Consider the following 13,483-nt stretch of genomic DNA (forward strand, 5'->3'; position numbering starts at 1 on the left):
GCCTTGCGCGGGCGCAATAAGAAATCGGCCTCAATAAAAAGTAGGGGTGGTCTGTGAGCGGAATGAAGAAGGAGGCCTGGCTGGCCCTGGGCGGGGCGGTCGTTGTGGCGGCGGCCGTGGGGACAGGCTGGTGGATGGGCAAGGGCGGCGGGCAACCGGCCGCCACGCCTGCCGCCGTTACCGCGCCGGCGGCGGGCCAGGCGGCGCAGCCCGCGCCGCAGGCCGCGCAACCGGCCACGGGCCAGGCGGTGGTCGGCAGCGCCGACCCCTTTGCCGCGCTGAACTGCCAGCCGCGCCAGTACAACGACACCCTGTCGCTGGCGCTCACCTTTACCCAGCCGGTCGACCGCAGGACCGACCTGTCCCGCCTGATCAAGGTGGTCGACACCGGTCCGCTGGCGCAGTCCGACGACGAGAATGCCGCCATTGAACGGCCGGCGCCGGCCCAGGCCGGCGCGGCGGGCGCCAAGGGCAAGCAGGTCGATGGCGCCTGGGTGGTCGGCGACAATCCGCGCGTCGTGTATTTCCCGTATGTGCGGCCGCAGCGCTCCTATGCCGTGCAATGGCAGGGCGATGTGCCGGCCGGCGACGGCAAGAGCACCCTGGGCGCCGTTGGCCACTGCGTCGTCAACACCCAGGCCATGCCGCCCTCGTTCTATTTCGCCAGCCGCGGCGTCGTGCTGCCGGCCGGCCAGAATGGCGGCCTGCCGGTGGCCACGGTCAACCTGGCCGAGGTCGATGTGCAGTTCCTGCGGGTCGAGCCCGACCGCGTGCCCGAGTTCTTCGGTTCGGTGCTGGGTATCGGCAACGACGCCGGCGCGGACGACCGCGACGACGCCGACGATTGGCGCTACGCCGATAACCGCAGCCTGAAGGGATCGGTCAGCAACTGGGACCTGGACCGCCTGCACGGCCTGACCACCAGCGTCTACCAGGGACGTTTCCTGACCGACGACAAGCCCAACCGCCGCCATGTGACCTTTCTGCCGATCGAAGGCGTCAAGGAGCTGCAGGAGCCGGGTATTTATGTCGCGGTCATGAGCCAGCCGGGCCGGTTCCGCTATGAATACCAGGTGACCTATTTCTATGTCAGCGATATCGGCCTGCACACGCGCCGCTACGCCGAGCGCATCGAGGCCTATACCGTATCGCTGAAGGACGGCGTGGCCATTCCGGGCGCGCTGGTCGAGGTGCTCGACGGCGCCGGCAAGGTGCTGGCCAAGGCCAACTCGGATGCCCAGGGCCATGTGCGCATCGACGGCGACTTCGCCAAGTCGAAGGTGCTGCGCGCTTCGCGCGGCAAGGAAATGACGGTGTTGGCGCTGGGCGAGCCCGCGCTGGACCTGTCCGAATTCGACGTAGGCGGCCATCCGGGGCGCAGCAACAATCTCTTTGTCTACGCCGGCCGCAATCTGTACCGGCCGGGCGAAACCTTCCATGTGTCGGTGCTGCCGCGCGACCCCGACGGCCGGCCGCTGGCCGCCGCGCCCGTGTCGGCCACCCTCAAGCGTCCCGATGGCCGCGTGGTGCGCACGGCGCTGTGGCATCCGGCCAAGGACCAGCCCGGCTATATCGAGCAGGCCATCGAGTTGCCGGTCGATGCCCAGACCGGCGCATGGATGCTGGAGCTGCGCATCGACCCGGCCGCGCGGCTGCCGGACGCCGCCTGGAAGTTCCAGGTCGAGGAATTCCTGCCCGAGCGCATGAAGTTGCAGCTGGACTCCGCGCAAACCGTGCTGCAGCCGGGCCAGCCGTGGCGCGTGGACGTGCAGGGCGATTATCTGTACGGCGCGCCGGCCGCCGGCAACCGCCTGCTGTCCAGCTTCCAGGTCAAGCGCAACCGCTACGCGCTGCCGCAACAGTGGCCGGGCTTCATCTTCGGCGACGTGGCCGACGATACGCGCCGCCACTACGAGGAGCTGCCCGAAAGCGAGCTGGACGACACCGGCGCCGGGCAGCTGGAGATCGACCCGCACACCGACGGCACGCATTCGCCGATGAGCGTGCGCGTATCGGCCAGCCTGCTGGAGTTGGGCGGGCGGCCGGTGGTGCGTTCGCTGGAGCGCACCGTGTGGCCTGCGCCGCAGTTGATCGCGGTGCGGCCGCTGTTCGACCGCGACGTGGCGCGCGAAGGCGCGCCGGCGGCGTTCGAAATCACCCGGGTGGACGCCAGCGGCAAGGTGGTGCCCGTCCAGCAGGCCCAGGTTCGCCTGTACCATGAAGAGCGGCAGTATTACTGGCGCTTCGACGACCAGCGCGGCTGGCACAGCGGTTACACCGAGAACGAGGAACTGACCGATTCGCGCGTCGTCGACGTGGGCGAGCGCACGCCGCTGACCCTGAACGTGGGTTGGGGACGCTATCGCCTGGAGATTGCCGACCCGCAGACCGGCGAAACCCTGCGGTACCGCTTCTATGCCGGCTGGAACGCGCAGGACGCCGATGCCGTGGGCAATCGGCCCGACCGGGTGCAGCTCAAGCTGGAAGGCGTGCCGGCGCGCCCGGGCGACACGGTTGCCATGACGATCACGCCGCCGCACGACGGCCAGGCCCTGGTCACGGTCGAGGGCGACCGCATGCTGTGGTCCAAGTGGGTCCCGGTCCAGGCCTCGGGCACCCAGGTCGAGATTCCCGTCGACAAGGCGTGGAAGCGCCACGATCTGTATGTCTCGGCCACTGTGTTTCGCCCCGGCAGCCAGGGCGACCGGGTGACGCCGGCGCGCGCGCTGGGCCTGGCGTTCCTGCCGATCGCCAGTGACGAGCGCCGCTTGCAGGTGTCGTTGTCGGCGCCGGCCAAGACCCGTCCCGAGACGCGCGCCACCGTGCGCGTGAAGGTCGAGGGCGCGGCGGGCAAGGCGGCGAGGGTGACCTTGTCGGCCGTCGATGTGGGCATACTCAACATCAACCAGTACGCCACGCCCGATCCGCTCGATTTCTTCTTCGGCAAGCATCGCTACGCGCCGGAACTGCTGGATATATACGGCAAGCTGATCGAGAAGATGGATGGCACGCAGGGCCGCCTCAAATGGGGCGGCGACGCGGCCATGCGCGGCGACAGCCGCAGCCTGCCCAAGAAGGTCAAGCTGGTCGACCTGTTCTCCGGCCCGGTGAAGCTGGACGACAAGGGCGAGGCCGACATCGCGCTCGATCTGCCGGACTTCAACGGCACGCTGCGCCTGATGGCGGTGGCCTTTACCGCCGACCAGTTCGGCAGCGCCGACAGGGAAATGACGGTGGCCGCGCCCATCGTGGCCGAATTGAACACGCCGCGCTTCATCACGCCGGGCGACCAGACGGCCATTGCGCTGGACGTCACCAACCTCAGCGGCGCCACCCAGAAGATCACGGTGCGCCTGCAGGCGCTGGATCCGCTGGCCATCGCCGACGGCACGCGCACCCTGACCCTCAAGGACAAGCAGCGCAGCACGCTGCGTTTCGTGGCCACCACGACCGGCTCGTACGGCCTGGGCCTGATGCGCCTGTCGGTCGACGGCGAAGGCGCCGCCGAACCGGTGCGCATCGTGCGCGAGTCGGTGCTGCAGGTGCAGCCCGCCCATGCGCCGGAGCGCCGCGTGCGCCGCGTCCGGCTGAATCCGGGCGAGGCGCTGCCGGCGCCGGGCGATTGGACGTCGGCCTATTTCCCGGACTCGGTATCGGTCAGCATGACGCTGTCCAACCGTCCGCCGATCAACGTAAGCCGTTTGGTCGATGGCCTGCTGACCTATCCCTACGGCTGCACCGAGCAGACCATCAGCGCGGCGATCCCATGGGTGCTGATCGACGAGGCGGCGGCCGAGCGGTTCGGCCTGAAGGTGTATTCGCGCGCCGACCGCGAGAGCCGCGTCGCGTCGGCCCTGGGGCGGCTGGCCGGCATGCGTGCGGCCAACGGCTCGTATTCGCTGTGGGGCGACAGCAGCTCGCGCGACGTCTGGCTGACGGCTTACACCGTGGGCTTCATGCAGGACGTGCGCGACCACGAGTTCAATCTCGCCCCGGCCCTGCTCGAACGGCCGCGCCAGTGGCTGCTCGAGCAGCTGCAGCAGGCTTCGGGCGGCTTCGGCACCTGGTCGCCGAACCTGCGCCGCACCCTGGCGAGCGGGCGCTTCGACGAGAACGACGCCGCCATCCTGAGGGAGGACCACCGCCGCTTCGCCGGTCTGGCCGCCGCGGCGCTGGTGCTGGCGCGCGACGGCAAGGCGCCGTTGTCGACCGTGCGCCAGCTCTACGACAACTATCAGGAGCGCGCGCGCTCGCCCCTGCCGTTGATGCAGCTGGCGGCCGCCTTCAAGCTGATGGGCGACGAGGGCCGCATGAAGACGGCGCTGGACGAGGCGATGACGCGCTCGTACGGCATCAATCGCCGCGCCGGCTCAAACTACCTGGACGAATGGCTGGGCGACTACGGCAGCGCCGTGCGCGACTACGCGCTGTCGTATGCCCTGGTCAATCAGTACGGGCTCAAGCACGACCGTACCGAGGCGCTGCTCGACCAGGTCGGCGGGTACCTGGGCGTGCGTTCGTACCTGTCCACCCAGGAGCAGATGGCTTTGCTGCTGGCGGCGGGCGCCACCGGCGCCGAGAGCCGTACGCCCTGGCAGGCCGCGCTGCAGATCGGCACGGGCGAGCTCAAGACGCTGCAGGGGCGCGACGACCACACCCTCGCGTTGAGCGCGGGCGACCTGGCCGGCCTGCAGTTGCGCAATACCGGCAGCCAGTCGATGTTCGCCGAGTTCGACGTCCAGGGCACCACCATGGCTGCCCCGGCGCCGCGCTCGGACGTGATCCGCCTCAAGCGCGTCTGGTACCGTCCGGATGGCACCGCCTGGAACGGCGGCACCTTGCAGACCGGCGACATGCTGGTGGTGTGGGTGCAGGCAGAAGCCAGCCGGCTGATTCCGGACGCCCTGGTGGTGGACCGCGTGCCGGCCGGCTTCGAGATCGAGAACCTGAACCTGTCGCAAAGTCCGGACATGCAGGACTGGACGATCGGCGGACGCCGCGTGGCCGAGTCCATGGCCGACCCCAATATCAAGCACCGCGAATTCCGCGACGACCGCTACGTCGCGGCGACGATGCTGGGCCGGGGCAAGGTGGATATCTTCTACCTCGCGCGCGTGGTGACGCCGGGGCGCTACAGCGTGCCCGCGACCGAGGCCGAGGACATGTACCGGCCTGAATTGCGCGCAGTGGGCGACTCATGGAGCAGCATAGAGATCCGCGACCGCGCGCCGCGTCGTCCATGACCTTCCGGCGCCTGGCCGGCTGGCGCCGGCCGGCGCTGGCCGCGGCGGTGCTGGCCGGCGGCGTCGTCATGGCCTTGCTGGCGCTGGACCGCCTGTTCCCGCTGCCGCGCTTCGGCTCCGACGGCGCCCAGGTCGTCGTGGCAGCCGACGGCACGCCGCTGCGCACCTATCCCAGCCGCGATGGGGTCTGGCGCTACCCGGTCGGGCCCGGCCAGGTATCGCCGCACTATCTCGAAACCCTGCTCACGTACGAGGACCGCTGGTTCTATTGGCACCCCGGCGTCAATCCCTTCGCCCTGGCGCGGGCGGGCTGGCAATGGGCTGCGCACGGCCGCATCGTCTCCGGCGGCTCGACGCTGACCATGCAGGTCGCGCGCCTGCTCGATCCCGAGCTGGCCGGCCAGCCGTCCAAGACCCTGTCGGCCAAGTTGCGCCAGGCCTGGCGCGCCATCCAGCTGGAAATGCACTACAGCAAGGACGAGATCCTGGGGCTGTACCTCAGCCACGCGCCGATGGGCGGCATCGTCGAGGGCGTGGAAATGGGAGCGCGCATGTGGCTGGGCAAATCGGCCGCCGACCTGAGCCACGCCGAGGCGGCGCTGCTGACCGCCTTGCCGCAGGCGCCGTCGCGCCTGCGCCCCGACCGCCATCCGCAGGCCGCCCAGCTGGCCCGGGACAAGGTGTTGCAGCGCATGGCGCAGCGCGGCGTGTGGGACGCGGCGCTGGTGGCCGACGCGCGTATCGAGAATGTGGTCGCCCCGCCGTTGCGCGCGCGCTGGCTGGCGCCGCTGGCCGCCCAGCGGCTGCTGGGCGAAGCGGGGCCGGCCGCCGGCGTGGTCCGATCCACCCTGGATCCCGATATCCAGTCCACGGTGGAAGCCATGCTGCTGGACCGCGTCGACGCCTTGCCGCCCAAGGTGTCCATGGCCGTGCTGGTCATGGACAACGACAGCCTGGAGGTCAAGGCGTACGCCGGCTCCGCGGATTTCACCGACGACAGCCGCTACGCGCACGTGGACATGGTGCGCGGCGTGCGCTCGCCGGGCTCGACGCTCAAGCCGTTCCTGTATGCGCTGGCGCTGGACGAGGGACTGATCCATTCGGAAAGCCTGCTGCTGGACGCGCCGCTGTCGTTCGGCGGCTACGCGCCGGGCAATTTCCAGGCGGCGTTCGCCGGGCCGGTCAGCGTGGCCCAGGCGCTGCAGCGGTCGCTGAACGTGCCGGCGGTGGACCTGCTGGACCGGGTCGGTCCGGCCAGATTCGCATCGGTTATGCTGGCGGGGGGCGTGCATTTGCGCATGCCGGCCGGCGCGGTGCCGAACCTCAGCTTGATTTTGGGCGGGGGCGGCACCACATTGGAAGAACTGGTCGGTGCTTACCGCGCGCTGGCTCGCGGCGGCCTGTCGGGCCGGCCCCGGCTGCGCGCCAGCCAGCCGCGCATCGAGGCTCGCCTGATGAGCCCCGGGGCGGCCTGGATCGTGCGCGATATCCTCGAGTTGGGCGGCCATCCGGATCGTCCCCTGTTTCAGGGCGCCGCCGCGGGCCGCCAGCTGGCCTGGAAAACCGGGACCAGTTTCGGCTTTCGCGATGCCTGGGCGGTGGGCGTGACCGACCGCTATACCATCGGCGCGTGGGTGGGCCGGCCCGACGGCACGCCCAACCCGGGATTTTTCGGGGCCAACGTGGCGGCGCCGCTGCTGCAGGACATCGTGGCCGCGTTGCCGGCGGGCGCGCCCGTGCCGCGCACCCGTCCGCCGCAGGTGCAGGCCGTGGTGACGTGCTGGCCGCTGGGCTGGCGGCTGGGCAGCGCGCCAGCGGGCATTTGTCCGGAGCGCCGCATGGCCTGGGCGCTGGACGATACGGTGCCGCCGTCGTTCGTCGGCTATGCCGATACGGCGACAGGGCCTTTGCGCATCGAGGGCGTGGCCGATGGCACCATTCTGCGTCCGGTGCCCGGAAAGCGGGCAGTCACGCTGGAAGTCGGCGCGCAGGGCGCCAGTGGTGAGGTATGGTGGATGCTGGACGGTAAGGTGTACCGTAGTGGCGCGGCTGGACAGGCGCAGACACTGACGTTGTCGCGCAATGGGCGGTACGCGTTGACAGTGATGGACGGCCAGGGCAGGTATGCTGGTCTGGAATTTGAAATCTCTGGCGTTACGCCATGATCGGCATAGAATATGAATCGTGTATTTGACCGCTTCGATGCGTTACGGAGGAAGCGTGATTTCCCAAGAGCTTGAAGTCAGCCTGCATATGGCTTTTGTCGAGGCCCGCTCGGCCCGGCATGAATTCATTACCGTAGAGCACCTGTTGCTGTCGTTGCTGGACAACGCTTCGGCAGTCGAAGTGCTGCGTGCCTGCGCCGCCAATCTGGATGACTTGCGCCGTAATCTGCGTCAGTTCGTGACCGAGAACACCCCGGTCATTCCCAGCGGGGCCGCCGAAGTCGACACCCAGCCCACGCTGGGTTTCCAGCGTGTCATACAGCGCGCCATCATGCACGTGTCGGCCGGCGGCACCGGCAAGAAGCCGGTTACCGGCGCCAACGTGCTGGTCGCCATATTCGGCGAGAAGGACTCGCACGCCGTGTACTACCTGCAACAGCAGGGCGTCACGCGGCTGGATGTCGTCAATTTCCTGTCACATGGCATCACCAAGCAGCCGCAGGAGGAATCCTCGGCGCTGCCCAAGGAACAGCAGGCAAGCGGCGAGGAGCCGGGCGCAGAGTCGCGCCAGTCGCCGCTGGACCAGTACGCCAACGACCTGAACGCCGCGGCGCTGGCCGGCCGCATCGATCCCCTGATCGGCCGCGAGCACGAGGTCGAACGGGTCATCCAGGTATTGTGTCGCCGGCGCAAGAACAATCCGCTGCTGGTCGGCGAGGCCGGCGTGGGCAAGACCGCCATCGCCGAGGGCCTGGCCTGGCGCATCACGCGCGGCGAGGTGCCCGAGGTGCTGCAGACCGCGCAGGTCTTTGCGCTGGACATGGGCGCCTTGCTGGCCGGGACCAAGTACCGGGGCGATTTCGAGCAGCGCCTCAAAGGCGTGCTCAAGCAGATCCGCGGCAATCCCGACGCGATCCTGTTCATCGATGAAATCCACACCCTGATCGGGGCCGGTTCGGCTTCGGGCGGCACGCTGGATGCATCCAACCTGCTCAAGCCGGCATTGTCGTCGGGGCAGCTCAAGTGCATCGGCGCCACCACCTATACCGAATTCCGCGGGGTGTTCGAGAAGGACCACGCGCTGTCGCGCCGGTTCCAGAAAATCGACGTGCCCGAGCCCAGCGTCGAGCAGACCGTGCAGATCCTGCGCGGCCTGAAGAGCCGGTTCGAAGAGCACCACAACGTGCGCTACTCGGCCGCCGCGCTGAGCGCCGCTGCCGAGCTGTCGGCCCGCTACATCAACGACCGCCACCTGCCCGACAAGGCCATCGACGTCATCGACGAGGCCGGCGCGGCGCAGCGCCTGCTGCCGCGCTCGCGGCAGAAGAAGGTCATCGGCAAGGGCGAGATCGAGCACATCGTTTCCAAGATCGCGCGCATCCCGCCGCAGTCGGTGTCCAACGACGACCGCAGCAAGCTGGCCACGCTGGACCGCGATCTCAAGACCGTGGTGTTCGGCCAGGACGAGGCCATCGGTGCGCTGACCGCCGCCATCAAGATGGCGCGCTCGGGGTTGGGCAAGCCCGACAAGCCCATCGGCGCCTTCCTGTTCTCCGGCCCCACCGGGGTGGGCAAGACCGAAGTGGCGCGCCAGCTCGCGTTCACCATGGGCATCGAGCTGCTGCGCTTCGATATGTCCGAGTACATGGAACGCCATGCCGTCTCGCGCCTGATCGGCGCGCCGCCGGGATACGTGGGGTTCGACCAGGGCGGCCTGCTGACCGAGGCCATCACCAAGCAGCCGCACTGCGTGCTGCTGCTCGACGAGATCGAAAAGGCGCATCCGGATATCTTCAATATCCTGCTGCAGGTCATGGACCACGGCACGCTGACCGACAACAACGGGCGCAAGGCCGACTTCCGCAACGTCATTCTCATCATGACGACCAACGCGGGGGCCGAAACCCTGAACCGTCCCGCCATCGGTTTTGCCAATGAACGCGTCGCGGGCGACGAAATGGCGGAGATCCGCCGGATGTTCACGCCCGAGTTCCGCAACCGGCTCGACGCCATCATTCCGTTCTCGGCGCTGTCGCGGGAGATCATCCTGCGGGTCGTCGACAAGTTCCTCATGCAGCTCGAGGACCAGCTGCACGAGCGTCGCGTGGCCGCGGTATTCACCGAGAAGCTGCGCGACCACCTGGCCAAGGAAGGCTTCGATCCGCTCATGGGCGCGCGTCCCATGCAGCGCCTGATCCAGGACACGATACGCCGCGCGCTGGCCGACGAGCTGCTGTTCGGCAAGCTGGTCGACGGCGGCAACGTCACGGTGGACCTGGACGACGCGGGCAAGGTGGTTCTCGGTTTCGAGGCTCCCGGCAAGCCGTCGTCCAACGCCGCCGACAAACAGGAAGTGGAACTGATCGACTGACCGTGTGGATCCACGCTCTCTGATCGCCTGCGAGAACTGCGCCAGTATTTGCCGGCAACCTGATCTCGAACCTGGCGAAACCGCGGCCTGCGCCCGCTGTGGCACCACGCTCTGGCGCTACAGCGGGTTGACGCTGTCCAACTGGCTGGCATTGGCCCTGGCGGCGCTGATCGTCTTCGTGCTGGCCAACGCCTATCCCGTGGCCAGCCTGGAAGTGCAGGGCATGGTGCAGCGGGCCTCGCTGCTCGACGCCATCCGCGTGACCTGGCAGCAGCAGCACTGGGTGGTGGCCATCATGACCGGGCTGGCCGGCTTCGGCATGCCGCTGGTCCAGCTCATGGTGCTGCTGTGGGTGCTGGGGCCCCTGGCGGCCGGGCGCCTGCCGGTCGGGTTTCGCGGCGCGATGCGTTTCCTGGGACTGTTGCGGCCCTGGAGCATGGTGCAGGTGTTCCTGTTGGGCGTGGTGGTTTCGGTGGTCAAGCTGGCGGGCATGGCGGCGGTCAAGCCCGCCGTCGGCCTGGCGGGGTTTGCCGCCCTGACGGTGTTGCTCACCATACTGGGGCGCCTGTCCCCGCATGTGCTGTGGCGCTACGCCGAGCGCGCCGGCCTGGTCGACGTGCACGTGCCGCGCTCGGGCCCCGGTATGGTGCTCACCGGCTGCCACGTGTGCGGCCAGGTCCAGGCCCTGCCGGCCGGGCATGACGACGAGGCGCTGCACCACTGCCGGCGTTGCGCCGCCCAGCTGCATCTGCGCAAGCCCGACCATCTGGCGCGCACCTGGGCCCTGTTGCTGGCCGCCGTCGTGTTCTATATTCCCGCAAACATCCTGCCCGTCATGAGCGTGTCGTCGGTCGTGGGCGACAGCGCCCATACCATCCTGGGCGGGGTGGTCGAACTCTGGGAGATGGGGTCGTGGGATATCGCACTGATCGTGTTCGTCGCCAGTATCATGGTGCCTCTGACCAAGCTGCTGGCGTTGTCCCTGCTGGCGCTGACGCTGCAACGCGGCAGCACGGCCAACCTGCGCCAGCGCACGCGGCTCTATCAAATGGTCGAGTTCATCGGACAATGGTCGATGCTTGATGTCTTCGTGGTCATCGTGCTGGCGGCGCTGGCCAATTTCCAGGGGCTGATGGAAATCAGCGCGGGCAGCGGCGCGGCGTCGTTCGGCATGGTGGTCATCCTGACCATGATGGCCGCCATGAGTTTCGATCCGCGGCGCAGCTGGGACCTGGAATCCGCGCCCGCGCCGCACGTGCACGATGCCTTGCACGCCCATTCTTCCGCGCATGGCGCAGCCGCCAGCGACCAACCGTCTACCTAGAAGCAAAGGAACCCGGACATGGCCGAGTCGACGCCTCCACCGCAGGAACCGGGTACGCCGATAGCGGCTCCCCAGATCGCCCGCAAGCAGAAATCGCGCATTTCCTGGATCTGGCTGGTGCCGATCGTGGCGGCATTGGCCGGCCTGTCGCTGGTGGTGCGCACCATCATGCAGGCCGGGCCCGAGATCACCATCCTGTTCGACACCGCCGAGGGCCTGGAAGTGGGCAAGACGCAGGTGCGCTACAAGGATGTCAACATCGGCGTGGTGCAGGGCATCCACTTCAACGAGGACCGCAGCAAGGTCGTGGTCGAGGCGGAGCTGGCCAAGGAGGTCTCCAACCTGGCGCGCGACGGCACCCAGTTCTGGGTGGTGCGCCCGCGCCTGGGCATCAGCGGCGTATCCGGCCTGGGCACGCTGTTGTCGGGCGCCTATATCGGCGTCGATGCGCCGCCGGACAAGGAGGGCGGCACCGACCGCGCTTCCAAGTTCGAATTCGTCGGCCTGGAATTGCCGCCCGCCGTCACGCACGACCGGGCCGGCAAGCGCTTCATGCTGAGCGCCACCGACCTGGGCTCGCTGGACATCGGTTCACCCGTGTATTTCCGCCGCATTCCCGTCGGCCGGGTCATCGGCTACAAGCTGGACGACAGCGGGCGGGTGGTCAATGTCGAGGTCTTCGTCGATGCACCCAACGATCGTTTCGTCACCGACTCCACGCGGTTCTGGAATGCCAGCGGGGTGGACGTGGCCGTCAATGCCAGCGGCCTGAAGGTGCGCACCCAATCGCTGGTGTCGCTGGCGGTGGGCGGCGTGGCGTTCGAATCGGTGTCGGCGCGCCAGGGCGAACCGGTCAAGGCCGACACGCGCTTCGAGCTGTATGAGAGCGAGACGGCCGCCAAGGCCAACCCCGATGACCAGCCATTCCCGATCCGCATGCGCTTCGACCAGTCGATCCGCGGTCTGACGGTCGGCTCGCCCATCGACTTCCAGGGCATTACGCTGGGCGAAGTCACGCGCATCGCCATCGATTTCGACAACGCCAAGAAGCGCTTCTTCGCGGTGGTCGACGCCACCGTGTACCCCGAGCGCATCGGCCGGGTGTTCGACGAGATCCGCGCGCGCACCGAGGCCAGCAGCGGTTCGCACGCCGCCGGCCAGCTGCTGTCGATCATGATCAAGTATGGCTTGCGGGCGCAATTGCGCACGGCCAACCTGCTCACCGGCCAGCTCTACATCGTGCTCGACACCTTCCCGGAGGCGCCGCCGGTGGCGTTCGTGCCCGGCGACGATCCGGTCATCATTCCGACGATCCCGGGGCAGCTGGACCAGCTGCAGGCCCAGATCAGCAGCATCGTGACCAAGATCGAGAAGATCCCGTTCGACCAGATCGGCACCGACCTGCGCGCCACGCTGGCGTCGACCGCCAAGCTGATGAACCGGCTCGACAAGGATCTGGCGCCCGAGGCCCGCGCGGTGCTGCGCCAGGCTCGCCAGTCGCTGGTCGACATCAACAACATGCTGGCCCCCGATTCGGGCCTGCCGGCCAACACCGAGCGCGCCATGCAGGAAATGTCGCGCGCCGCGCGCTCGCTGCGCAACCTGGCCGATTATCTGCAGACCAACCCGGAGGCGTTGTTGAAAGGGCGGGGCGCCGACCCGATCCCCGGCGCCGGCCCCGTCAGGAACTGAGCCCATGAAATCCACTGTTGCCCGGTGCGCGCCCCTCTTGATCGCCACGATCCTGGCCGGTTGCGGCGCCTCGCCGCCCGCCCGCTACTACACGCTGCAGCCGCCGGGCGCCACGCAGGCCGTTCAGGCAGGCGTGGCCGCCGCCCCGTTCATGATCGAGATCCTGCCGGTCAACGTGCCGGCGCAGGCCGACCAGCCGCAATTGATGGTGCGTACCGGCGACGGCACGGTGGCGCCGCTGTACTCCGAGCGCTGGAGCGCGCCGCTGCCCGACGAGTTCCGCGCCGCCTTGTCCGATACCTTGACGCGCGAATTGGGCGCGCCCGACGTGCAGGTGATCAAGCCCGCCTCGGGTACGCCGGTGTGGCGCGTCCAGGTGGACGTGCAGCGCTTCGACCTGGTGGCGGGCGGGCCGTCCCTGCTCGACGCCACCTGGCGGGTGCGGCCGGTCAACCTGGTCGCGCCCGCGCTGGTGTGCCGCACGCGGGTGGATGTGCCGGCCGGCGGCGAGCGCGACACGGCGGCGCTGGTTCAGGCCCAGCAGCGCGGTACGGCCTTGCTGGCGCGCACCATCGCCTCGGCGATCCGCAGCCAGGGCCAGTCGGCCGAGGCCGGCGGGCCCGAAGTGCAGGTGCTGGGTTGCAGCCGCAACGACGCGAAAACAGAAGGTTAACCTTTTTCGTATACG

6 protein-coding genes are annotated in these 13,483 nt (G+C 68.6%); all 6 read left to right on the forward strand.

Annotation, left to right across the window (positions count from 1 at the left end; translation table 11 throughout):
* Positions 1–62 precede the first annotated feature (62 nt).
* From BN118_RS03430 to BN118_RS03455, 6 genes are read left to right on the forward strand one after another with little or no spacing between them, the layout of a single operon-like run.
* Positions 63–5,243, forward strand: coding sequence for an alpha-2-macroglobulin family protein (locus BN118_RS03430; RefSeq protein WP_162471245.1), 5,181 nt, complete (start codon positions 63–65; stop codon positions 5,241–5,243).
* Positions 5,240–7,408, forward strand: coding sequence for a penicillin-binding protein 1C (pbpC, locus tag BN118_RS03435; RefSeq protein WP_010931115.1), 2,169 nt, complete (start codon positions 5,240–5,242; stop codon positions 7,406–7,408). Before BN118_RS03430 ends, pbpC begins: the two co-directional genes overlap by 4 nt.
* A 55-nt stretch (positions 7,409–7,463) precedes the next feature.
* On the forward strand, positions 7,464–9,779 hold the full coding sequence (clpA, locus tag BN118_RS03440; protein ID WP_014905521.1) for an ATP-dependent Clp protease ATP-binding subunit ClpA: 2,316 nt from the start codon (positions 7,464–7,466) through the stop codon (positions 9,777–9,779).
* 4 nt (positions 9,780–9,783) lie between these two features.
* Positions 9,784–11,103 carry a paraquat-inducible protein A gene (locus BN118_RS03445; RefSeq protein ID WP_003820402.1) on the forward strand — a complete coding sequence of 440 codons (1,320 nt, stop codon included), beginning with the start codon at positions 9,784–9,786 and terminating at the stop codon, positions 11,101–11,103.
* An 18-nt stretch (positions 11,104–11,121) separates the two neighbouring features.
* Positions 11,122–12,795, forward strand: a complete 1,674-nt coding sequence (locus BN118_RS03450) for a PqiB family protein (RefSeq protein ID WP_014905522.1) — start codon at positions 11,122–11,124, stop codon at positions 12,793–12,795.
* Between the two features lie 4 nt (positions 12,796–12,799).
* On the forward strand, positions 12,800–13,468 hold the full coding sequence (locus tag BN118_RS03455) for a PqiC family protein (protein ID WP_010931111.1): 669 nt from the start codon (positions 12,800–12,802) through the stop codon (positions 13,466–13,468).
* Positions 13,469–13,483: the final 15 nt, after the last annotated feature.

Origin of the sequence: Bordetella pertussis 18323, from assembly GCF_000306945.1 — a bacterium.
GTDB classification, from domain to species: Bacteria; Pseudomonadota; Gammaproteobacteria; order Burkholderiales; family Burkholderiaceae_B; genus Bordetella; species Bordetella pertussis.